18 protein-coding genes are annotated in these 23,676 nt (G+C 65.5%); 13 read left to right on the top strand and 5 right to left on the bottom strand.

Annotation, left to right across the window (positions count from 1 at the left end; genetic code table 11):
* Positions 1–115: 115 nt before the first annotated feature.
* The 5 genes from C6A77_RS02390 (at position 116) to accC (ending at position 6,635) form a co-directional block, all read left to right on the top strand.
* On the top strand, positions 116–2,077 hold the full coding sequence (locus C6A77_RS02390; protein WP_114167868.1) for a methyl-accepting chemotaxis protein: 1,962 nt from the start codon (positions 116–118) through the stop codon (positions 2,075–2,077).
* Between the two features lie 219 nt (positions 2,078–2,296).
* The gene (locus C6A77_RS02395; protein ID WP_114167869.1) at positions 2,297–4,069 is read left to right on the top strand and encodes a protein-disulfide reductase DsbD; all 1,773 of its coding nucleotides are present in this window, start codon (positions 2,297–2,299) and stop codon (positions 4,067–4,069) included.
* A 179-nt stretch (positions 4,070–4,248) separates the two neighbouring features.
* On the top strand, positions 4,249–4,704 hold the full coding sequence (aroQ, locus tag C6A77_RS02400) for a type II 3-dehydroquinate dehydratase (protein WP_003255330.1): 456 nt from the start codon (positions 4,249–4,251) through the stop codon (positions 4,702–4,704).
* Positions 4,705–4,803: 99 nt separating this feature from the next.
* Positions 4,804–5,262 carry an acetyl-CoA carboxylase biotin carboxyl carrier protein gene (gene accB / locus C6A77_RS02405; protein WP_114167870.1) on the top strand — a complete coding sequence of 153 codons (459 nt, stop codon included), beginning with the start codon at positions 4,804–4,806 and terminating at the stop codon, positions 5,260–5,262.
* A gap of 17 nt (positions 5,263–5,279) precedes the next feature.
* On the top strand, positions 5,280–6,635 hold the full coding sequence (gene accC / locus C6A77_RS02410) for an acetyl-CoA carboxylase biotin carboxylase subunit (protein ID WP_114167871.1): 1,356 nt from the start codon (positions 5,280–5,282) through the stop codon (positions 6,633–6,635).
* Positions 6,636–6,828: 193 nt separating this feature from the next.
* Here accC and C6A77_RS02415 read toward each other — a convergent pair whose 3' ends face one another.
* Entirely contained in the window at positions 6,829–8,682 is a 1,854-nt protein-coding gene (locus tag C6A77_RS02415; RefSeq protein ID WP_114167872.1) for a sigma-54-dependent Fis family transcriptional regulator, read from the bottom strand.
* Positions 8,683–8,965: 283 nt separating this feature from the next.
* Between C6A77_RS02415 and C6A77_RS02420 the strand changes: the two genes are divergently transcribed.
* The 7 genes from C6A77_RS02420 to C6A77_RS02455 all read left to right on the top strand — a co-directional run bounded on the left by C6A77_RS02420 (position 8,966) and on the right by C6A77_RS02455 (position 17,338).
* Positions 8,966–10,021 (top strand): NAD(+)/NADH kinase, encoded by a 1,056-nt coding sequence (locus C6A77_RS02420; protein WP_114167873.1) that lies wholly within the window; start codon positions 8,966–8,968, stop codon positions 10,019–10,021.
* Positions 10,022–10,043: 22 nt separating this feature from the next.
* The gene (locus tag C6A77_RS02425; RefSeq protein ID WP_114167949.1) at positions 10,044–11,021 is read left to right on the top strand and encodes a thiamine pyrophosphate-dependent dehydrogenase E1 component subunit alpha; all 978 of its coding nucleotides are present in this window, start codon (positions 10,044–10,046) and stop codon (positions 11,019–11,021) included.
* Positions 11,022–11,054: 33 nt separating this feature from the next.
* Complete coding sequence (locus C6A77_RS02430) at positions 11,055–12,077, top strand: alpha-ketoacid dehydrogenase subunit beta (protein WP_114167874.1); 1,023 nt, start codon at positions 11,055–11,057, stop codon at positions 12,075–12,077.
* Positions 12,074–13,180, top strand: coding sequence for an acetoin dehydrogenase dihydrolipoyllysine-residue acetyltransferase subunit (locus C6A77_RS02435; protein WP_114167875.1), 1,107 nt, complete (start codon positions 12,074–12,076; stop codon positions 13,178–13,180). The genes C6A77_RS02430 and C6A77_RS02435 overlap by 4 nt, the downstream gene beginning before the upstream one ends.
* 51 nt (positions 13,181–13,231) lie before the next feature.
* A complete protein-coding gene (locus C6A77_RS02440) occupies positions 13,232–14,296 on the top strand; it encodes a 2,3-butanediol dehydrogenase (protein ID WP_241507379.1) in 1,065 nt (354 codons plus the stop codon).
* A gap of 636 nt (positions 14,297–14,932) precedes the next feature.
* A complete protein-coding gene (locus C6A77_RS02450) occupies positions 14,933–16,666 on the top strand; it encodes a C13 family peptidase (RefSeq protein ID WP_114167878.1) in 1,734 nt (577 codons plus the stop codon).
* Between the two features lie 27 nt (positions 16,667–16,693).
* Complete coding sequence (locus tag C6A77_RS02455; RefSeq protein ID WP_114167879.1) at positions 16,694–17,338, top strand: oxidoreductase; 645 nt, start codon at positions 16,694–16,696, stop codon at positions 17,336–17,338.
* 178 nt (positions 17,339–17,516) lie between these two features.
* On the opposite strand, the gene C6A77_RS02460 is transcribed toward C6A77_RS02455, so the two are convergent.
* The 4 genes from C6A77_RS02460 to C6A77_RS02475 all read right to left on the bottom strand — a co-directional run bounded on the left by C6A77_RS02460 (position 17,517) and on the right by C6A77_RS02475 (position 21,858).
* Positions 17,517–17,804 (bottom strand): YceK/YidQ family lipoprotein, encoded by a 288-nt coding sequence (locus C6A77_RS02460; RefSeq protein WP_114167880.1) that lies wholly within the window; start codon positions 17,802–17,804, stop codon positions 17,517–17,519.
* Entirely contained in the window at positions 17,801–18,430 is a 630-nt protein-coding gene (ubiX, locus tag C6A77_RS02465) for a flavin prenyltransferase UbiX (protein ID WP_016715383.1), read from the bottom strand. Before ubiX ends, C6A77_RS02460 begins: the two co-directional genes overlap by 4 nt.
* A complete protein-coding gene (gene mpl, locus C6A77_RS02470) occupies positions 18,427–19,776 on the bottom strand; it encodes a UDP-N-acetylmuramate:L-alanyl-gamma-D-glutamyl-meso-diaminopimelate ligase (protein ID WP_114167881.1) in 1,350 nt (449 codons plus the stop codon). Before mpl ends, ubiX begins: the two co-directional genes overlap by 4 nt.
* Before the next feature lie 66 nt (positions 19,777–19,842).
* Complete coding sequence (locus tag C6A77_RS02475) at positions 19,843–21,858, bottom strand: sigma-54-dependent Fis family transcriptional regulator (protein WP_114167882.1); 2,016 nt, start codon at positions 21,856–21,858, stop codon at positions 19,843–19,845.
* A gap of 255 nt (positions 21,859–22,113) precedes the next feature.
* Between C6A77_RS02475 and C6A77_RS02480 the strand changes: the two genes are divergently transcribed.
* Positions 22,114–23,634: an aldehyde dehydrogenase family protein gene (locus C6A77_RS02480; RefSeq protein ID WP_114167883.1), complete on the top strand. Its 1,521-nt coding sequence runs from the start codon at positions 22,114–22,116 to the stop codon at positions 23,632–23,634.
* Positions 23,635–23,676 lie beyond the last annotated feature (42 nt).

A 23,676-nucleotide genomic window follows, 5' to 3' on the forward strand; every position in this document is an offset into this window, starting at 1 on the left:
TAGAGGCACTGTGCCACTTTTTTCCTGCCCCACCCCTCCCCGTCATCACCTCGTCACAAAATCGCAATAACTTCAGGCGCTTACCTCCACTCCCTCCCGCAGGAAGTTCGCGGCTATGCGCCTGAAGTGGCTGACCAATTTCAACACCTTGTTGCTGGTAACCGTGTGTATCGCCCTGGGCGCCACCTTGTGGTGGTCGCAACGGGCCCTGGAGCGCCCCTACCAGTTGATGGAACGCTACCTGGGCCTGTCCCAGCAGTTCCAGAACCAGGCGGCACGCAACATCCAGGCCTACCTTGGCAGCGGCGACGCCCTGCGCCACGCCGCTGCCATGCAGGCCAACCAGCAGCTGCAGGCCGCGCTAGGCGGATGGCCCAGCGAGCTGGCCGACAAACTGCGCCCCAGCCTGGACAGCCTGCAGGCCTTTACCGCCGACGAGCTGCTGGCCGCCGGCAAGCTGGCCGGCGACCCGCAGGCGCTGCTACTGCAAGCCGAGCGGGAAATGGGCGCCAACTTCGAGCAACTGGCCGGGTATGCCCGCGACAGCGGCAGCGCCGACGCCAGCCGTTACCTGGGGCCGTTGCTCGAGGCCACCGTGCACCTCGGCCGCCTGTCCCTGGCAAGGGACAAACTGGTCAGCAGTGGCCGCCCGGAGCTGGCCGACGAGGTGGAGCGCGAACTGCAGCTAATTCGCAGCCAGGCCCAGGCGATCGACGCCTTGCCGTTGCTGGGGGTAACCCGCGCCGCCGAGTCCGGGGCTGACGACTTCGCTGCGATGATGGGCCTGGAAAGCCAGGCCAGCGCCCAGCAGGAAGACATTGCCGTTGGCCTCAAGCGCGAGTTGCAGAGCCTGCTCGGCCGCTACCCGGCCGAACTGCAACGCACCCGCGAACAGATCGAACGGCGGGTCGCCCTGGCCGCCAGCAGCAGCCAGCGCCTGGAGGCCGTGCAGCAGGCCATCGCCGCGCTGGAGCCCGAGGTACGCAGCCAGCACGCGAAAATCGCCGCCGAGGTGCGCATCATTCAAGGCCTGATGATCGCCCTGATCCTGCTTATCGCGCTGTTGATCGACACCCTGCAACGGCGCCTGGCGCGCACCCTGACCGGCCTGGCCCCGGCCCTGTCGCGCTGGGCCGAAGGCGACTTCGCCGAGGCCATCGCCCTGGGCAAGACCAACCGCGAACTGCACGACATCCAGGAATCGCTCAACCGCCTGCGCCATTACCTGGTCGAGCTGGTCGGCACCATCCGCCACAACGCCGAACAGGTGGCCGGCAGCAGCCATGCACTGGCCGGCATGAGCGCCGCGCTGCACCACGGCGCCGAGCGCCAGGCCGGCGATACCGGGCAGATTCGCGATGCCCTGGGTGAACTGGAAGCGACCATCCAGCAAGTTGCCGGCGACGCCAGCGCCGCCGCCGATGCCAGCCGCGATGCCGGGCGTGCGGTGGAACAGGGCCAGGCGGTGATTGGCCAGAGCCTGTCGGGCTTGCGTGAGCTGGTCGATGAAGTGCAGGGCAATGCGCGCATGATCGAGCAACTGGCGGAAGAGTCGGCCACCATCGGCGGGGTGCTGACCGTGATCCGCTCGATTGCCGAACAGACCAACCTGCTGGCGTTGAACGCCGCGATCGAAGCGGCCCGTGCCGGTGAGATGGGCCGTGGTTTTGCCGTGGTGGCGGACGAGGTGCGCTCGCTGGCGCAGCGTACCACCGGGGCCACCGGCGAGATCCAGGCACTGATCGACCGCTTGCAGCACGCCGCCAGAAGTTCGGTGGCCGGGATGCGCGCGCAGCTCGAACATGCCGAGGCCACCGCCAACCAGGCCCAGGCTGCCGACGGGGCGCTGGACGAGATTGTCTGCGCCATCCGGACCATTTCCGATACGGCGGTGCGGATTGCCGACGTCACGGCGCAGCAGAGCGGCGCGGTGAGCGAGATTCGCGACCACAGCGAGCGGATTCATGAGCTGGGCGAAGACAACCTGCAGCGCATCGGCGAAGGGCGCGAGCAAGGCGAGCAGCTGCTGAGCCTGGGCGGTGAGCTGAACCGGGCGGTGCGGGCATTCAGAGTCTAGGTTAGCCTGGGCTGACCTCTTCGCGGGTAAACCCGCTCCCACAGGGTCAGCGCAGGGCTTGAAGTCCCTGCGGTCGAGGTGGGAGCGGGTTTACCCGCGAAGAGGCCGGTACAGGCAGCACATGAGCCAGCGGCCATGTGTCGCCCCCGATACCAGCATGGCCCCAACCCTCAGCACTTCCGTTATCATGCCCGGCACGTTCCACCTCGCGAGTTCGCCATGCGCCGCCTGTTTTTCCTGCTGTTCCTGCTGCTGGCCAGCCCGGCTTTCGCCACAGGCCTGCTCGACAACCGCCCCAGTGCCACCCTCGGCGCTGCTTCGCTGGCCAACAACGCCGATTTCCTGCCGGTGTACGAGGCGTTCAAGCTCAGCCTGGTGCAAGCCGATGCGCACACCCTCAAGCTGCGCTTCGTCGCCACCGATGGCTACTACCTCTACCGGCACCGCTTCCAGTTCCGCACCGAACCGGCCGATATCGCCCTGGGTACGCCGAACATTCCCAAGGGCGAGGCCAAGCACGATGAGTTCTTCGGCGATGTCGAGGTGTACCACGGCGTACTCGACATCGAGCTGCCGCGCAACGACCCACGCGCCTTCACCTTGCTGGTGGGCTACCAGGGCTGCGCCGACAAAGGCCTGTGCTACCCACCGGAAACCGCACGCCTGAGTATCGATGGCGAAGCCGGCGCAAGCAGCCCGGCCAGCGCCGAACAGGCCTGGAGCTGGAAGTCGCTGCTGCTGTTCTTCCTCGCTGGCGTCGGCCTGACCTTTACCCCCTGCGTACTGCCGATGCTGCCGATCCTTTCCGGTGTGGTGCTGCGCGGCCAGGTCGGCGGCCTGCGCGGGCTGGCGCTGTCGCTGGCCTACGTGTTGCCGATGGCTGCCAGCTTCGCGGCGCTCGGCGCCCTGATGGGGCTGTTCGGCGCCGGCCTGAATTTGCAGGCGCGCTTGCAGTCGGCCTGGGTACTGGTGCCCTTCGCACTGTTCTTCGTGGTGTTCGCCCTGGCCATGTTCGGCCTGTTCGAACTGAAACTGCCACAAGCCCTGAGCCACCGCCTGAACAACGTCGCCGGCCACGACCGGGGTGGCTCACTGCTGGGCGCGGCGATACTCGGCGTGCTTTCCAGCCTGCTGGTTTCGCCATGCGTATCGGCGCCCCTGGCCGGTGCGCTGCTGTACATCAGCGCCAGCGGCGATGCACTGGGTGGCGCGCTCAAGCTGTTCGCCCTGGGCCTGGGCATGGGCGCGCCGCTGCTGCTGGTGGCCACCGGTGGCGCGGCCTGGCTGCCGAAAAGCGGCCCGTGGCTGAACACGGTGAAAAACGCCATTGGCGTGCTGCTGCTGGGCTTGGCCATCGGCTTGCTCAGCCGTGTGCTGCCTGGCCCGCTGACGTTGCTGCTGGTCGGCTTCCTCGCCGCTGGCGTGGCGCTGTTCCTCGGCACCCTGGAGCTGGTGACCAAGACCACGCGCCAGCGCCTGGCACAGCTGCTTGGCCTGGCTTTGCTGGTGTATGCACTGGCGTGCTGGTATGGCGCCCTCAGCGGCCAGGGCGACCCGCTGCGCCCGCTGCCGAGCGCAACCGTTGTAGCCGCTGGCAACGGCCCGGCAGCGCACGCAGACGCCTGGCAGACCCTCACCACCCCCGCCGCACTCGACGCGGCCCTGGCTCAGGCCAAGGCCGCCGGGCAACCGGTACTGCTGGACTGGTACGCCGACTGGTGCATCAGCTGCAAGGTGATCGAGCGCGAGGTATTGAACGCGCCGCCGGTGCAAGCGCAACTGGCTGGCTTCAAGCTGCTGCGTTTCGACATGACCGAGAGCAATGCCGAACAACGCAGCCTGCTCGACCGCTACCAGCTGTTCGGCCCGCCCGCCTTGTTGTTCTTTGCCGCGAACGGCAGCGAAATAACCGCTGATCGGGTCATTGGCGAGATAAATTCCAGCGAATTTGCGCAAATTCTGACACGCGTGCGCGGCAAAGTCGGTCTATAACTTCCCGCGGGCCGGGAAAAATCCTCAAATCAGTGACCAAACCTAGTTATTTGGTCACATACTTCGCGCGAAACTCGCTCATCGTGCTGGCTATTGCCGGGAACTGGACACTTGCCGTCGCTTTACGGCACACTCGCCGCGCTGTGTCGAATTGCCCTACAAATCCAAGGAATCCGCAGATGGCAACGCTACTGGTGCTCCACGGCCCCAACCTCAACCTGCTCGGCACCCGCGAGCCTGGCCATTACGGCGCCGTGACCCTGGCCCAGATCAACCAGGACCTGGAGCAACGCGCCCGCGCTGCAGGCCACCATCTGCAATACCTGCAGAGCAATGCCGAATACGAACTGATCGACCGCATTCACGCCGCACGCAACGAGGGTGTGGACTTCATCCTGATCAATCCGGCTGCTTTCACCCACACAAGCGTCGCATTACGTGACGCATTGCTTGCGGTGAGCATCCCATTCATCGAAGTGCACCTGTCCAACGTGCACAAACGCGAACCGTTCCGTCATCACTCCTACTTTTCCGATGTTGCCGTAGGGGTGATCTGCGGTCTGGGCGCCAGCGGTTATCGCCTGGCCCTGGAGTCCGCACTGGAACAACTGGCTGCCAACGCACAGCCCAAATGATGAAAACCCTGGCCTCAGTGGGCCAGGGTTCGAGAGAAACGTTTCAGATACGTTTTTTACATTTCGCCCCCTGACCGAACCTTTGGGAGTTGATGATTAATGGATATCCGTAAAGTCAAGAAACTGATCGAGCTGCTGGAAGAGTCTGGCATCGACGAGCTGGAGATCAAGGAAGGCGAAGAGTCGGTCCGTATCAGCCGTCACAGCAAGACCCCGGCTGCCCAGCAGTTCTACGCACCTGCGCCAATGGCTGCCGCTCCTGCTGCTGCCCCGGTTGCCGCTGCTGCCCCGGCCGCCGAAGCCGCTGCCGCCCCGGCCCTGAAAGGCACCGTGATCCGTTCGCCAATGGTCGGTACCTTCTACCGCAAGCCTTCGCCGACCTCGCCCAACTTCGCTGAAGTGGGCCAGAGCGTGAAGAAAGGCGACACCCTGTGCATCGTCGAAGCCATGAAGATGATGAACCACATCGAAGCCGACGTTGGCGGTGTGATCGACGCCATCCTGGTAGAAGACGGCCAGCCGGTTGAGTTCGACCAGCCGCTGTTCACCATCGTTTGAATCGCGGAGAGCCAACGATGTCTGGGAAGCTCGAAAAAGTCCTGATCGCCAACCGCGGGGAAATTGCCCTGCGGATCCTGCGTGCCTGCAAAGAGCTGGGTATCAAGACCGTCGCCGTGCACTCCACCGCCGACCGTGAACTGATGCACCTGGGCCTGGCAGACGAGTCGGTCTGCATCGGCCCTGCATCGTCCAAGGATTCCTACCTGCATATCCCGGCGATCATCGCTGCCGCCGAAGTGACCGGCGCCACCGCGATCCACCCGGGCTACGGCTTCCTGGCGGAAAACGCCGATTTCGCCGAGCAGGTGGAAAAGTCCGGTTTCGCCTTCATCGGCCCGAAAGCCGACACCATTCGCCTGATGGGCGACAAGGTTTCGGCCAAGGACGCGATGATCAAGTCGGGCGTACCGACCGTGCCGGGCTCCGACGGCCCACTGCCGGAAGACGAAGAAGTCGCCCTGGCGATTGCCCGTGACGTCGGCTACCCGGTGATCATCAAGGCCGCCGGTGGCGGTGGTGGTCGCGGCATGCGCGTGGTGCACAAGGAAGAGGACCTGATCGCCTCGGCCAAGCTCACCCGTACCGAAGCCGGTGCCGCCTTCGGCAACCCGATGGTCTACCTGGAAAAGTTCCTGACCAACCCACGCCACGTGGAAGTGCAGGTACTGTCCGACGGCCAGGGCAACGCCATCCACCTGGGCGACCGTGACTGCTCGCTGCAGCGCCGTCACCAGAAGGTACTGGAAGAAGCGCCAGCCCCGGGTATCGACGAGAAAGCCCGTCAGGAAGTGTTCAAGCGTTGCGTCGATGCGTGCGTCGAGATCGGCTACCGGGGTGCGGGTACTTTCGAGTTCCTGTACGAGAACGGCCGCTTCTACTTCATCGAGATGAACACCCGCGTGCAGGTTGAGCACCCGGTGTCGGAGATGGTCACCGGTATCGACATCGTCAAGGAGATGCTGAGCATCGCCGCTGGCAACAAGCTGTCATTCCGCCAGGAAGACGTGGTGATCCGTGGCCACTCGCTGGAGTGCCGGATCAACGCTGAAGACCCGAAGAAGTTCATCCCGAGCCCAGGCAAGGTGAAGCACTTCCACGCCCCGGGCGGCAACGGCGTCCGCGTCGATTCGCACCTGTACAGCGGTTACTCGGTTCCGCCGAACTACGACTCGCTGATCGGCAAGCTGATCACCTACGGCAAGGACCGCGACGAAGCCATGGCGCGCATGCGCAATGCCCTGGACGAGATCGTCGTCGACGGCATCAAGACCAACATCCCGCTGCACCGCGACCTGGTGCGTGATGAAGGTTTCTGCAAAGGCGGCGTCAACATTCACTACCTCGAGCACAAACTGGCCAGCCAGGAATGATCGCGTAGTGTGATGTACCGAAAACCCCGGACTTGTGCCGGGGTTTTTTATTGCCTGGGGGATAATGGGGCCGCTTTGCGGCCCATCGCGACACAAGGCCGCTCCCACAGGGTTTCGCAAGGCCTCAAGGTTGACGCTGTACTTGTGGGAGCGGCCTTGTGTCGCGAAAGGGGCGCAAAGAGCCCCCAGGGTCCTACCCCTTCATCCGCGGCATCTCGATGTGATGCTCATGCACCCGACGGTACAAGGTCGCCCGCGATATCCCCAATGCCCGCGCGGCATCCGCCGGCTTCCAGCGATGGCGGATCAGCGCATCCAGCAACAACTGCCGCGCCGGGCACGACACGCCACTCTCACGCGCATGCAGCGCCTCGCCACGCACCTCCTGCGGCAAGTCCTGCAGCCGCACCTGCCCGTCTTCGCTCACCGCACAGGCATAGCGCAACACCTGCCGCAGCTGGCGCAGATTGCCCGGCCAGCGATACACCAGCAGCGCCTGCAAGGCATCGTCCGCCAACATCACCTCCACGCCACAGGCCTCGGCCTCCTCGGTCAGCAACTGCTGAATCAGCCCCAGGCGGTCCTCACGCTCGCGCAGGGGCGGCAGCTCGAAGCGGGCATTGGCCAGGCGGAAGTACAAGTCCTCACGAAAACGCCCATCCCCCACCATCGCCGCCAGGTCGCGGTGGGTGGCGCAAATCACCTGGATATCCACCCGCTCGCGCCGCGCAGCGCCCAGCGGCGCCACTTCGCCTTCGGCCAGCACGCGCAACAGCCGGGTTTGCAGGTTCAGCGGCATGTCGCCGATTTCGTCGAGGAACAAAGTGCCGCCATCGGCTTGCTGCAACAGCCCCTGCATGCCTTTGCTGGACGCCCCGGTAAAGGCCCCGGCCACGTAGCCGAACAGTTCGCTCTCGATCAGGCTTTCCGGAATGGCCGCGCAGTTCAGGGTGACGAACGGGCCATCACGGCGCTGGCTCTGCTGGTGCAGCTGGCGGGCGAACACCTCCTTGCCAGCGCCGGTTTCACCTTGCACCAACACCGCCAGGTTGCAGTCCTTGACCCGCGTGGCCAGGCGCAAGTGCTGCTCGATACGCGGGTCCTGGGCCTGGCGCAGCGGCTGTACCCGTTGGCGCTGCTGCGGCGCGCTGACCCGGCCATACAACCCGCCCAAGCCTGGCAAGCGCTGGGCGGACGCTGCGCTGACCCGGCGCAACTGGTCCATGTCGAACAGTTCACCGATATGCTCGGGCAAGCGCCCCAGGCGCTCCACCAGCCGTTGCCGGGCCAGGCTGTTGAGCGCCTGCAAGCGGCCATCGGCGTCCCAGGCCAGCAGGTAGTCGGGCTGGCTTTCGACATAGCCCGGCGTGCCATGCGCGCGCATCACCCAGTGGCCCTGGGCGCTGTGCATGAAAAAGGCGTTCTCGATCTCGCGCGCCGTCTGCTCGACCAGCTGGCGAATCAGGTGCTGGCTACGGCGGTCGTCCGGCGACTGCAAGGCCGACACATCGACCACGCCCAGCAACTCGCCCAGCGGGTCGAACACCGGCGCCGCGGTGCAGGTCAGGCCGATGAACGCGGCCCGAAAGTGGTCGCGCTTGTGCACCGTCACCGGCGCCTTGCTGGTCAACACCGCCGCCACGCCACAGGTGCCCTCCTCGCCTTCCGACCAGCAGGTGCCCAGGTACAGCCCGGCCTTGCGGCAGTCGTTGCGGATGGCCGACTCGACCCGGTAATCGATGGTGCGCCCCTGGGCGTCGGTGAGCAGTACGCAGTAGTCGGCACCGCGCACCCGCTCATGCAGGCGGGCCACGGCATCGCCGGCGATGCGCAGGAACAGCTCGGCGCGTTCGCGGCATTCGTTGAGCAGGCTTTGCGACAGGATGCGCGGCCCCTGCTGGGAAGCGGGGTCGAGGCGATACAGCTCCATGGAACGGCGCCATGAATCGAGGATCAGCGGTGGCACCGGCGCCTGCGGCAGGCGGTCGGCGTTCTTCAGCACCCGGCTGACGCAGTCGACATGGGCTCGGGAGTTCGCGGCAAGCATTCAGGCCCTCCGGTTCTCATTGCTGTTTTTGTCGTTGTCCGGCCATTAAGCGCTTCCCGGCATGCCCCGACAAGCACTGTGTGATTACCGGCCGGCCTGAGACGCAGCGTCTCAGCGTCTCGACAACGCCGCTGCCGCGCTGGTACCCGGCGTCTCGCCTGCCCTGCCACAAACACCTGCCAGGCCACGCCGCAAGCGCTCTAACGCGGCCACTGCAGCGATTCGCTAGAAAGCTGGCACCGCGCTTGCTCCTGCCCTGACAAACAAAAATACGAGGTGCGCCATGCCGCTGCCCGCCCCCACCGTCGGGATCATTGCCAACCCTGCCTCCGGCCGCGACCTGCGCCGCCTGACGGCCAGCGCCGGGCTCTATTCGAGCACCGACAAGGCCTCGGCGATCCAGCGCCTGCTCGCAGCCTTCGGTGCCACGGGTATCGGCCAGGTGCTGCTGCCCAGCGACATGACCGGTATTGCCGCCGCCGTGCTCAAGGCCAGCCTCGGCCCGGCAGCCCGCGAGCAACACTGGCCGGCCCTGGAAATACTCGACCTGCCACTGGCTCAGACCGTAGCCGATACCCGCCTGGCCACCCGGCACATGGTTGCGCGCGGCGTGGCCATGATCGCCGTGCTCGGCGGCGATGGCACGCACAAGGCGGTGGCCGCCGAGGCCGGTGACGTACCGTTGCTGACGCTCTCCACCGGCACCAACAATGCCTTCCCGGAACTGCGCGAGGCCACCAGTGCCGGCCTGGCCGGCGGCCTGCTCGCCAGCGGCCGGGTACCGGCCAGTATTGGCCTACGCCGCAACAAGCGCCTGCTGGTGAAAGTGCCCGAACAGCAACTTGCCGAATGGGCCCTGGTGGAGGTGGCGGTATCACCGCAGCGCTTCATCGGTGCGCGCGCACTCAGCCGCAGCGAGGACCTCAGCGAAGTCTTCGCCTGCTTCGCCGAGCCCCATGCCATCGGCCTGTCAGCCCTGTGCGGCCTGTGGTGCCCGGTGTCCCGCCACGACCCGCACGGTGCCTGGGTACGCCTGAACCCCGGCGCCGAACAAGCCTTGCTGGCACCACTGGCGCCGGGCCTGCTGCAAGGCTGCGGCATCACCGCCAGCGGCACCCTGACACCCGGCGTCGCCCATCGCCTGAGCCTGGCCAGCGGCACGCTGGCGCTGGACGGCGAGCGGGAAATCGAATTCGCCGAGCACGACACCCCGAGCATCACCCTCGACCACCAGGGCCCGTTGAGCGTGGACGTCGAGGCCGTGCTCGCGCATGCCGCCCGCCATCACCTGCTGGCCGTGCCTCGCGGCCACCGGCTGCACCCTGCAAACCCGTGTTGAGACAACCCCGGAGAACAACAAGATGTCCAATCAACTCAGTACCGAACAATTGCTGCATGCCTATGAAGTGATGCGCACCATCCGCGCCTTCGAAGAACGCCTGCATGTGGAGTTCGCCACCGGCGAGATTCCCGGCTTCGTCCACCTGTATGCCGGCGAAGAAGCGTCCGCTGCCGGGGTCATGGCCCACCTGCGCGACAGCGACTGCATCGCCTCGACCCACCGTGGCCATGGCCACTGCATCGCCAAGGGCGTGGATGTGTACGGCATGATGGCCGAGATCTACGGCAAGAAGACCGGCGTGTGCGGCGGCAAAGGTGGCTCGATGCACATCGCCGACCTGGAAAAGGGCATGCTCGGTGCCAACGGCATCGTCGGCGCCGGTGCACCGCTGGTGGCCGGGGCCGCGCTGGCGGCCAAACTCAAGGGCCGTGACGATGTGTCGGTGGCCTTCTTCGGCGACGGCGCTTCCAACGAAGGTGCGGTGTTCGAGGCCATGAACATGGCCTCGATCATGAACCTGCCATGCATCTTCGTCGCCGAGAACAACGGTTACGCCGAGGCCACGGCCTCCAACTGGTCGGTGGCCTGCGACCACATTGCCGACCGCGCGGCCGGCTTCGGCATGCCCGGCGTGACCATCGACGGCTTCGACTTCTTTGCCGTGTACGAGGCCGCCGGTGCGGCCATCGAGCGTGCCCGCAGCGGGCAAGGCCCGTCGCTGATCGAGGTCAAGCTCAGCCGTTACTACGGCCACTTCGAGGGCGATGCGCAAACCTATCGCGCCCCCGACGAAGTGAAGAACCTGCGCGAAAGCCGCGACTGCCTGATGCAGTTCCGCAACAAGACCACCCGCGCCGGCCTGCTCACCGCCGCGCAACTGGACACCATCGACGCCCGGGTCGAGGACCTGATCGAAGACGCCGTGCGCCGCGCCAAGTCCGATCCCAAGCCACAGCCCGCCGACCTGCTCAGCGACGTCTATGTCGCCTACCCCTGAGCCGCGGATTACAAGAACAACAGGAGAACCACCATGGCAAGAAAGATCAGCTACCAGCAGGCCATCAACGAAGCCCTGGCCCAGGAAATGCGCCGCGACGACACGGTATTCATCATTGGCGAAGACGTCGCCGGCGGTGCCGGTGCCCCCGGCGAGGATGACGCCTGGGGTGGCGTGCTGGGCGTGACCAAAGGCCTGTACCACCAGTTCCCCGGGCGCGTGCTCGACGCGCCGCTGTCGGAAATCGGCTACGTCGGCGCGGCCGTCGGTGCCGCCACCCAGGGCCTGCGCCCGGTGTGCGAGCTGATGTTCGTCGACTTCGCCGGCTGCTGCCTGGACCAGATCCTCAACCAGGCGGCCAAGTTCCGCTACATGTTCGGCGGCAAGGCGGTTACCCCACTGGTGATGCGCACCATGTACGGCGCCGGCCTGCGCGCGGCAGCCCAGCATTCGCAGATGCTGACCTCGCTGTGGACGCACATCCCCGGCCTGAAGGTGGTGTGCCCGTCCTCGCCGTACGATGCCAAGGGCCTGTTGATCCAGGCCATTCGCGACAACGACCCGGTGATTTTCTGCGAGCACAAGTTGCTGTACAGCATGCAGGGCGAGGTGCCCGAAGAGGTATATACCGTGCCGTTCGGCGAGGCCAACTTCCTGCGCGATGGCGACGATGTGACCCTGGTCACCTACGGGCGCATGGTGCATGTGGCGCTGGAAGCCGCCAACAACCTGGCCCGCCAGGGCATCGACTGCGAAGTGCTGGACCTGCGCACCACCAGCCCGCTGGACGAAGACAGCATTCTGGAAAGCGTGGAAAAGACCGGCCGCCTGGTGGTGATCGACGAAGCCAACCCGCGCTGCTCGATGGCCACCGACATCAGCGCCCTGGTGGCGCAGAAGGCCTTCGGCGCGCTCAAGGGCCCGATCGAAATGGTCACCGCGCCGCACACCCCGGTGCCGTTCTCCGATGCCCTGGAAGACCTGTACATCCCTGACGCGGCGAAGATCGAAGCGGCTGTACGAAAAGTGATCGAAGCCGCAAGGAGTGCCGCATGAGCCAGATCCATACCCTGACCATGCCCAAGTGGGGCCTGTCGATGACCGAGGGCCGGGTGGACACCTGGCTGAAGCAGGAAGGCGACCTGATCAACAAGGGCGACGAGGTGCTGGATGTCGAGACCGACAAGATCAGCAGCAGCGTCGAAGCGCCGTTCAGCGGCGTGCTGCGCCGCCTGGTCGCCCAGCCGGATGAAACCCTGCCGGTCGGTGCGCTGCTGGCGGTGGTGGTGGAAGGCGAAGCCGACGACGCTGAAATCGATGCGGTGGTCCAGCGCTTCCAGGCAGAGTTCGTCGCCGAAGGTGGCGCCGACCAGACCCAGGGGCCGACACCGCAGAAGGCCGAGGTGGGCGGCCGCCTGCTGCGCTGGTTCGAGCTGGGCGAAGGCGGCACGCCGCTGGTGCTGGTGCACGGATTTGCCGGCGACCTCAACAACTGGCTGTTCAACCACCCGGCACTGGCGGCGGAGCGGCGGGTGATCGCCCTCGACCTGCCGGGGCATGGCGAGTCGGCCAAGGCCCTGCAACGCGGCGATCTGGATGAACTGAGCGAAGCCGTACTGGCCCTGCTCGACCACCTGGATATCGCCAAGGCCCACCTCGCCGGCCATTCCATGGGCGGTGCGGTCAGCCTCAACGTGGCGCGCCTGGCACCGCAGCGGGTGGCCAGCCTGAGCCTGGTGGCCAGTGCCGGCCTTGGCGAGGAGATCAACGGGCAGTACCTGCAAGGCTTCGTCGCCGCCAGCAACCGCAATGCCCTGAAACCGCAAATGATGCAGTTGTTCGCCGAGCCGTCGCTGGTGACCCGGCAGATGCTCGAAGACATGCTCAAGTTCAAGCGCCTGGAAGGCGTGGAGCAGGCCCTGCAACAGCTGGCCGCAGCGATTGCCGATGGCCACCGGCAGCGCCACGACCTGCGCGAGGTGCTGGGCCGGCACCCGGCCCTGGTGGTGTGGGGTGGCAAGGACGCGATCATCCCGGCCAGCCATGCCGAAGGCCTGGAAGCCGAAGTGCTGATGCTGCCGGACGCCGGCCACATGGTGCAGATGGAGGCGGCCGAACAGGTCAACCAGCAACTGCTTGCGTTCCTGCGCAAGCACTGAGCCTTTGCGTGAGCCTGGAGAACAACCATGAATGACCTGAGCCACACCCACATGCGCGCTGCCGTCTGGCATGGGCGCAACGATATACGCGTCGAACAGGTACCGCTGCCGGCCGAGCCTGCACCCGGCTGGGTGCAGATCAAGGTGGACTGGTGCGGCATCTGCGGCTCCGACCTGCACGAATACGTCGCCGGCCCGGTATTCATCCCGGTCGACGCGCCACACCCACTGACCGGCATCCAGGGCCAGTGCATTCTCGGCCACGAGTTCTGCGGCCAGATCGCCAAACTGGGCGAAGGCGTAGAAGGGTTTGCCGTGGGCGACCCGGTGGCTGCGGACGCCTGCCAGCATTGCGGCACCTGCTACTACTGCACCCATGGCCTGTACAACATCTGCGAGCGCCTGGCCTTCACCGGCCTGATGAACAACGGCGCCTTCGCCGAACTGGTCAACGTCCCGGCCAACCTGCTGTACAAGCTGCCGCCGGGGTTTCCGGCGGAGGCCGGTGCGCTGATCGAGCCGCTGGCAGTGGGCATGCACGCGGTGAAGAAGGCCGGCAGCCTGCTGGGCCAGAGCGTGGTGGTGGTGGGTGCCGGCACCATCGGCCTGTGCACCATCATGTGTGCCAAGGCCGCTGGGGCGGCGCAGGTGATCGCCCTGGAAATGTCCTCGGCGCGCAAGGCCAAGGCCAGGGAAGTCGGCGCCAGCGTGGTGCTCGACCCCAGCCAGTGCGATGCCCTGGCGGAGATCCGTGCGCTCACTGCTGGCTTGGGGGCGGATGTGAGTTTCGAGTGCATCGGCAACAAGCACACGGCCAAGCTGGCCATCGACGTTATCCGCAAGGCGGGCAAATGCGTGCTGGTGGGTATTTTCGAAGAGCCCAGCGAGTTCAACTTCTTCGAGCTGGTGTCCACCGAAAAGCAGGTGCTGGGGGCGTTGGCGTACAACGGCGAGTTCGCCGACGTAATCGCCTTCATCGCCGACGCCAGGCTGGACATTCGCCCGCTGGTGACCGGGCGCATCGGGCTGGAGCAGATTGTCGAACTGGGCTTCGAGGAGCTGGTGAACAACAAGGAGGAGAACGTGAAGATCATCGTCTCGCCGGGCGGGCGCTGAGCCGCACAGGCAGCGACCACGCGGTGCATGGCACCGGCTCCGCCGGTGTTCGCGGCTAAAGCCGCTCCCACAGCGGTATTGCACAAGGCAAAGCAACACAATTCCTGTGGGAGCGGGCGCGCCCGCGAAGCAGGCGACGCGGTGGATGGCACCGGCTCCGCCGGTGTTCGCGGGCATGCCCGCTCCCACGGGTATTGCACAAGGCCAAGGGCAACTCAAATCCTGTGGGAGCGGGTTTACCCGCGAAGCAGACCACGCGGTGCATGGCACCGGCTTCGCCGGTGTTCGCGGGCATGCCCGCGGGTATTGCACAAGGCGAAGGGCAACTCAAATCCTGTGGGAGCGGGTTTACCCGCGAAGCAGACCACGCGGTGCATGGCACCGGCTCCGCCGGTGTTCGCGGCTAAAGCCGCTCCCACAGCGGTATTGCACAAGGCAAAGCAACACAATTCCTGTGGGAGCGGGCGCGCCCGCGAAGCAGGCGACGCGGTGGATGGCACCGGCTTCGCCGGTGTTCGCGGGCATGCCCGCTCCCACATGTATGAGCACGGTTCGATACACCCTCCGCTTATGCCCTATCTGTCTCAACCCCCCGTTCTGCGGCATACTCGACAAACCTATTGCCCGGTCCTCGTCATGCGTCCACTGCTCCCCCTCACCCTGGTCCTGCTGCTCGCCGCCTGCGGCGACGGTGAATCGCTGCTTCCGCCGGACGCGCGCCTGCCTGATGGCGGGCGCTACCGAGGGCAGGTGGTCGATGGCTTGCTGCAAGGCGAAGGCCGCATCGATTACCCCAACGGCAGCTGGTACGCCGGCGGTTTCAAGGACGGCCAATGGCATGGCCAGGGCGAATGGCACGGCCGCAACGGCGAGGTCTACCGCGGCCAGTTCGCCGCAGGGCTGTTCCAGGGCCTGGGAGAGCTGACCACCCAGGGCAGCCATTACGCCGGCACCTTCAGCCACGGCCGGCGCGACGGCGAAGGCACCCTCAAGCAAGCCGACCAGACCTACCGTGGCCAGTTCAAGGACGACCTGTACGAGGGCGCGGGCGAACTGGAGCTGGCTGACGGCAGCCGCTACCAGGGCCTGTTCGCCAAGGGCAAGCCCAACGGTGCCGGGGTACGCAGCGATGCCAGCGGCAACCAGTTCAGCGGCCGCTTCAGCAACGGCCAGCTGGAAGGCAGCGGCACCTATGACAGTGTCGACGGCGAGCAATACATCGGCGAGTTCAAGGACAACCGCCTTGAAGGCCGTGGTCGCTACGAAAACGCCGAAGGCGATGTGTGGATCGGCGAATTCAAGGACGGCTCGCTGGTCGGCGAAGGCGAACTGCTGGGCAGCGACGGCAGCCATTACAAGGGCACCTTCGTCGACTGGCGCCTGTCTGGCCAGGGCAGCCTGCAACTGGCCGACGGCAGCAAGTACATCGGCGGCTTCCTCAACGACGCCTACCACGGCCAGGGCCGGCTGATCCTGGCCAGCGGCAAAGTCGAAAGCGGCACCTGGGCCAACGGCGTGCGTGTGCGCGACCACAACGGCAAACTGCTGCCCGACCCGCTGGACCTGGCCTTGCTCAACCAGGGCCGGTTGCTGGACGAGGCGCTGGCCCGGGTACCACGCTCGGCGCCGCCGGTGCAGCTGTACAGCCTGGTGGTGGGCGGCGATGGCCAGCAAAGCGTGTTTCTGCGCGAGGCCGACTACGTCAGCAACATGCTCAAGGTACGCTTTGGTGCGCGCGGCCAGGTCACCTTGGTCAACCACCGTGACCACATGGCCAGCCGCCCCATGGCCACGCGCGAAAACCTCACCCGCACGGCCCGCACCCTGGCCGAGCGCAGCGGCCCGGAAGACCTGGTGTTCATCTACCTCACCAGCCATGGCAGCCAGGACCACCAACTGGTGCTCGACCAGCCGCGCCTGCAACTGGCCGACCTTTCTGCCGACGAGCTGGCCAGCGCCCTGGCGCCACTGAAAGAGCGCGATAAAGTCATCGTCATATCGGCCTGCTATTCAGGGGGCTACATCCCCTCGCTCAAGGACGAGCGCACGCTGATCATGACCGCAGCACGCGCCGACCGGGTGTCCTTCGGTTGCTCGGAGGAGGCCGATTTCACCTACTTCGGCGATGCGCTGTTCGCCGAGGCGCTGAACCAGACCGACGACCTGAAACAGGCGTTTGAACTGGCGCGTGCCAGCGTTGCCGAAAGAGAACATAGGGAAGGCTTCGAGGCCTCCGAGCCGCAGCTGTGGGCACCGCCGAAAGTGCTCGAGCACTGGCAGCAGCTGCGCCGGCAACAGGCCGAAGAAGCATTGCGTAACGCCGCACAGGCCAGCGTGGGGGAACAGGCACAAACGCCCCGCAACCACTAAGCTTGTGTGTAACAAGGGAGAGACATCATGTATTTGACGCCTCAGCATGTCCTGCTTGCCGGTGCCACAGGTCTGACAGGTGAACACCTGCTCGACCGCCTGCTCAACGAACCCACCATCACCCGCGTCCTGGCGCCCACCCGCCGGCCACTGGCCGAGCACCCGCACCTGGAAAACCCGGTGGGTGACCCGGCGGTATTCCTGCCGCAACTGGCCGGGCGCGTCGATATCGCTTATTGCTGCCTCGGCACCACGCTGAAGCAGGCCGGCTCCGAGTCGGCTTTCCGCGCGGTGGACCTGGACATGGTCGTGGCATTCAGCAAGCGGGCCCGGGAAATGGGCGCGCGGCACCTGCTGGTGGTCAGTGCGCTGGGCGCCGACCCAAAATCGTCGATCTTCTACAACCGGGTCAAAGGCGAGATGGAAGAGGCGCTCAAGGCTCAGGACTGGCCGCAATTGACCATCGTGCGGCCGTCGTTGCTGCTGGGCGAGCGGATTCAGCCACGGCTCAGTGAACGGCTGGCTTCGCCGTTTGCCAAGCTGATACCCGGGAAATATCGGGGGATCGAGGCGTGTACCCTGGCTCGGGCGCTTTGGCGGCTGGCGCTGGAAGAAGAGGACGGGGTGCGGATTGTGGAGTCGGATGAGTTGCGCAGGTTGGGCAAGATTTAGGCTTCACCCGTGGTGGCCTCTTCGCGGGTGAACCCGCTCCCACAGGAAACCTGCTGCATTCCGGCTGGCGGTTATCCTGTAATGGCCCTACCGCCGACAAGCCAGCTCCCACAGGTACTGCATCGGGCCTGAGGGCAGTGCAAATCCTGTGGGAGCGGGTTTACCCGCGAAAGGGCCGTCATAGGCCGCCGGTGGCCTGGAAGCCTACACCGGCCGCTGTCAGCAAGGACAACGGCAACAGCAGGGTATCGAGCAACATGCTGCCGGGCAGGTCCAGTCCCGGATACGCCGGCGCTTCTGCCCCGTAATGATCCCGCGGGCAACACCCGCCATTGATCACATACAAATCCAGCCGGGTACCGGCATACACCACTGGTGCCCCCGGCTTGTTGGCATCCAGCGTGCGCACCGTGGCGCAGCCGCCGAGCAGCCCGAGCGCCAGCACAACCGCCAGCGCTCGCTTCAATCATCCACCCCGAAGTGGTGTTCGCCCCAACGCGGCAACATGTCCTGGGGAATGTTCAGCAGGTTGAGAATGCGCGCCACGACAAAATCGACCAGGTCGTCGATGGTCTGCGGTTGGTGATAGAAGCCCGGCGCCGCCGGCAGAATCACCGCGCCCATCTGCGAAAGCTTGAGCATGTTCTCCAGGTGGATGGTGGAAAACGGCGCTTCGCGGGGCACCAGGATCAGCTGCCGACGCTCCTTGAGGGTAACGTCGGCAGCGCGTTCGATGAGGTTGTTGCAGGCACCGGTAGCAATCGCCGACAAAGTGCCAGTAGAACAAGGCACCACCACCATCGCCGCCGGGGCGCCGGAGCCCGAGGCCACCGGCGACATCCAGTCTTCCTTGCCATACACGCGGATCTGCCCGTCGGCGGCGCCGGTGTATTCGGTAAGAAAAGCCTGCATCGCCTGGGGCTTGGCCGGCAGCAACACGTCGGTCTCGGTGGCCATCACCAGCTGCGCGGCCTTGGAGATCAGAAAATGCACCTCGCGGTCCTCGCGCACCAGGCAATCGAGCAGGCGCAGGCCATACTGGGCGCCCGAGGCGCCCGTCATGGCCAGGGTGATGCGTTCCGGCCCGCTCACTTCAGCGCCTCGGCCAGCTTGCCGTGCAGGCCGCCAAAGCCGCCGTTGCTCATGATCACCACGTGGGTACCTGGGCGGGCCTGGCCCTTGACCCGCTCGATGATCGCCTCGAGGCTGTCGGCCACCACGCTCGGGACCTTGCACTGCGCGGCGGTAGCGGCCAGGTCCCAGCCAAGGTTGGCCGGGGCGTACCAGATCACCTGGTCGGCGTCGTTGACGCTTTCCGGCAGGCCATCCCGGTGGGCACCGAGCTTCATCGAGTTAGAGCGCGGTTCGATCACGGCAATCACCGGCGCCTCGCCCACGCGCTTGCGCAGGCCGTCGAGGGTGGTTGCGATCGCGGTCGGGTGGTGGGCGAAGTCATCGTAGATGGTCACGCCCTGCACTTCGGCGACTTTCTCCATGCGCCGCTTGACGCTCTTGAAGGCGCTCAGGCCTTCGATGCCCATGGCCGGCACCACGCCGACATGGCGCGCCGCTGCCAGGGTGGCCAGGGCGTTGGCGACGTTGTGCTGGCCGGTCAGTGCCCAATCCACCACGCCCTGCGCTTCGCCGTCGAACAGCACTTCGAAGCGCGAGCCATCGGGGCTGAGCAGGCGCGCCTGCCACTGGCCACCTTCACCGGTGGTCTGCACCGGGGTCCAGCAGCCCATGCCGATGACCCGCTGCAGCGCCACTTCAGAAGTGGGGTGGATGACCAGGCCTTCGCTGGGGATGGTGCGCACCAGGTGGTGGAACTGCCGCTCGATCGAAGCCAGGTCGGGGAAGATATCCGCGTGGTCGAACTCGAGGTTGTTGAGGATCGCCGTGCGCGGGTGGTAGTGGACGAACTTCGAGCGTTTGTCGAAGAACGCACTGTCGTACTCGTCGGCCTCGACCACGAAGAACGGGGTATTGCCCAGGCGGGCCGAAACCGAGAAGTTCTGCGGCACGCCGCCGATCAGGAAGCCCGGGCTCATGCCGGCGTGTTCGAGCACCCAGGCCAGCATGCTGCTGGTGGTGGTCTTGCCGTGGGTACCGGCAACCGCCAGCACCCAGCGGCCTTGCAGCACGTGGTCGGCCAGCCACTGCGGGCCGGAGACATAGGGCAGGCCCTTGTTCAGCACGTACTCGACCGCCGGGTTGCCACGCGACATGGCGTTGCCGATGACCACCAGGTCTGGCGCCGGGTCCAGCTGGGCCGGGTCATAGCCTTGGGTCAGCTCGATGCCCTGGGCTTCGAGCTGAGTGCTCATCGGGGGATAGACGTTGGCGTCGGAGCCGGTGACGCGGTGGCCAAGTTCCTTGGCCAGCACCGCCAGCGAACCCATGAAAGTGCCGCAGATACCGAGAATGTGAATATGCATGGTCGACCTCGTAAAACATCGAGGCAGGGTAGCCCAGGGCGCGACAAATCGCACCAGATGTTTCGCTCAGTCGGCCCTGGTGATGCGGTGTTTGCGCAGTTTTCGATACAAGGTGTTGCGGCTGATGGCCAAGTGCTCGGCGACACGGGTGAGGTGCCAGTGTTTTGCTTCCAGTATTTCCATTAGCGCTTGCCGTTCAGCATCTTGCAGAACCTCGGTACCCACAGGTTCCCCATCAACTTCCGGTCCAACGCTGGACCTGTGGGAGCGGGCGTGCCCGCGAACGAGGGCATCGCCCTCGCCTTGTGTCGCCTGGCCGGACGCTTTCGCGGGCTCGCCCACTCCCATAGGGGGCAGGCTGTTGCGGATGATGGCGGGCAGATCCGGGAAGCTGATGCGGGCATCTTCGCAAAGCGCCACCAGGGTGCGCAGCACATTGCGCATCTGCCGCACGTTACCCGGCCAGGCAAAGTCGAGCAGTGCCTGGCGCGCCCTCGGCTCGATATCGAGCAGTTGCCCCTGGGCCTCCTGGCGCAGCAGAAAGTCCAGCAACTGCGCCTTGTCACTGCGCTCGCGTACCGCCGGCAACGCCACCTCCAGGCCATTCAGGCGGTAATACAGATCCTCGCGGAAACTGCCCTGCTCCACCCGCTCCAGCAGGTCGCGGTGGGTGGCGCTGACAATGCGCACATCGACCGCCTGCGGCTCGCCACCGATGGGCACCACCTGGCGCTCCTCGAGCACGCGCAGCAGGCGGGTTTGCAGGGCCAGCGGCATGTCGCCGATCTCGTCCAGCAGCAAGGTGCCACCATCGGCTTGCAGCAGCTTGCCGCGCATGCCTTCCTTGCGCGCGCCGGTAAAGCTGCCGCCGCGGTAACCGAACAGTTCGCTCTCGATCAGGCTCTCCGGGATCGACGCACAGTTGATTGCAACGAACGGCTTGCTGCGCCGCTCGCTGGCCTGGTGCACAGCCTGGGCGAAGGCCTCCTTGCCGCAGCCGGTTTCGCCGCGCAACAGCAGCGGCACATCGCGCTCGAACACCCGCACGCTGCGGCGGAAGTCATTTTGCAAGGCCGGGTCAAGCAGGCAGATAAGCGGCTGCACATCGCGCGCAGGGCGTGGCTGGGCGGCGGGCACCGACCACACCGGCGCACGCGCCTGGCCACGCAGGCTGGCGAACACCTGGCGACCGTCCAGGGTGTGCAGCGGCCAGGCCGTGCTGCCGGTGGGCGTGGCACGGCTGAACAGTTCATCGTGGCTGCAGGCGAAAAAACGCTCCAGCGGCTTGCCCAGCACTCCACCGCGCACGGTGCCCAGCAGGTTCAACGCGCTCTGGTTGGCGGCACAGATGCGTCCATCGCCGTCGAACGCCAGCAGGCCTTCGCTGAACAGGCCGACCGACTCGGCCTGCAAGTGAAAGCGCAGCAGCCACTGCTGCTCGAAATGGCGCAGGAAATAGCAGCTTTCAATCATCTTCGCCGACAGGTTGACCAAGGCCATGGTGTGGAACTGGCTCTGCCGGGACACATCGGGCCGTGCCGACGACACATCCAGCACTGCCAGCAGCTCGCCATGCGGGTCGAACACCGGGCTGGCCGAGCAGGTCAGCCCGGTATGTCGGCCACGAAAATGTTCGTTCTGGTGGATGGTCAGCGCCTGGCGCTCGACCAGGCAGGTGCCAATGCCGTTGGTGCCTTCGCGCGCCTCGCTCCAGTCGGCGCCCAGCCACAGCCCGGCGCGCTCGAAGCTGCGCCGTTCGGTCGGTGCGCTGACGCAATTGAGGATGACCCCGCGGGCATCGGTCAGCAACACCGCATGGCCGGCCCCGGAGAGCTGCTGGTGCAGGCTGTTCATTTCATGATCGGCAATCTGCAGCACCTGGCGCAGGCGCTCGCGGCTTTCCAGCAGGCGCCCGTGCTCGAGCACCACTGGCGCCTCGCTTACCGACGGGTCGAGGTGGTAGTCCTCCAGGCAGCGCAGCCAGGAGCGGGCGATGGACGGATCGCTGCCGCCCTCCCCGGCGCCACCATGAGCAACGGTATGCACCTGGCGGGCATGCCGACTGAAATGATTGCTCTGCATTGTTGTAGTTCTCCGCAGATAGAGCGTTCCGCCAGCATCCTCCACCCGGGAAGGCTTTGCAATGCACCCTCCGGTTACGTGTCGCAAATGGCACAAAGTGTCACCCCTGCGCGTACCGACGCTGGCACAGCGGCCCTTGCCCACGCCCTGGGTACTGACCCAAGTCATTGATTTGCCTGGCGCTGGCAACGCTGGCCCAACCTTTGCTCTACGCTTTCCAACTCCCTAACAAGCACAATAGCCAGGAGACACACCATGCGTTACGCACATCCCGGTACCGAAGGCGCGAAGGTTTCTTTCAAGAGCCGCTACGGCAACTACATCGGTGGTGAGTTCGTTCCTCCGGTAAAGGGTGAGTACTTCACCAACACTTCCCCGGTGAACGGCCAGCCGATCGCCGAGTTCCCCCGCTCCACTGCCGAAGACATCGACAAAGCCCTGGATGCTGCCCACGCCGCAGCCGACGCCTGGGGCCGCACCTCGGTACAGGACCGCTCCAACGTCCTGCTGAAGATCGCCGACCGCATCGAACAGAACCTTGAAGTGCTGGCCATTACCGAGACCTGGGACAACGGCAAGCCGGTGCGCGAAACACTCAATGCCGACATCCCGCTGGCTGTGGACCACTTCCGTTACTTCGCCGGTTGCATCCGTGCCCAGGAAGGCGGCGCCGCCGAGATCAACGAAAACACCGTGGCCTACCATATCCACGAACCGCTGGGCGTGGTCGGGCAGATCATCCCGTGGAACTTCCCGATCCTGATGGCCGCCTGGAAGCTGGCCCCGGCCCTGGCCGCCGGCAACTGCGTGGTGCTCAAGCCGGCCGAGCAAACCCCGCTGGGCATCACCGTACTGGTCGAACTGATCGGTGACCTGCTGCCCAAAGGCGTACTGAACATCGTGCAGGGCTATGGCCGCGAGGCCGGTGAAGCGCTGGCCACCAGCAAGCGCATCGCCAAGATCGCCTTCACCGGCTCGACGCCGGTGGGTTCGCACATCATGAAATGCGCCGCTGAAAACATCATCCCGTCCACCGTCGAACTGGGCGGCAAGTCGCCGAACGTGTACTTCGAAGACATCATGCAGGCCGAGCCGAGCTTCATCGAAAAAGCCGCCGAAGGCATGGTGCTGGCGTTCTTCAACCAGGGCGAAGTGTGCACCTGCCCGTCGCGCGCCCTGGTACAGGAGTCGATCTACCCGCAGTTCATGGAAGTGGTGATGAAGAAGGTGCTGCAGATCAAGCGTGGCGACCCGCTGGACACCGACACCATGGTCGGCGCCCAGGCTTCGCAGCAGCAGTTCGAGAAGATCCTGTCGTACCTCGACATTGCCCAGGAGGAAGGCGCCGAGCTGCTGACCGGCGGCAAGGTGGAAAAACTCGAAGGCGCGCTGGCTACCGGCTACTACATCCAGCCGACCCTGCTCAAGGGCAACAACAGGATGCGCGTGTTCCAGGAAGAGATCTTCGGCCCGGTGGTCAGCGTCACCACCTTCAAGGACGAAGCCGAAGCGCTGGCCATTGCCAACGACACCGAGTTCGGCCTGGGCGCCGGGGTGTGGACCCGCGACATCAACCGTGCCTACCGCATGGGCCGTGGGATCAAGGCGGGCCGCGTGTGGACCAACTGCTACCACCTGTACCCGGCGCATGCCGCGTTCGGTGGCTACAAGAAGTCCGGGGTTGGGCGTGAGACGCACAAGATGATGCTCGACCATTACCAGCAGACAAAGAACCTGCTGGTGAGCTACGACATCAATCCGTTGGGCTTCTTCTAAACCCTGGAATGGCCTCGGGGGCTGCTTTGCAGCCCATCGCAG

Origin of the sequence: Pseudomonas sp. AFG_SD02_1510_Pfu_092 (genome assembly GCF_003331055.1) — a bacterium.
In the GTDB taxonomy this organism is placed as follows: Bacteria; Pseudomonadota; Gammaproteobacteria; order Pseudomonadales; family Pseudomonadaceae; genus Aquipseudomonas.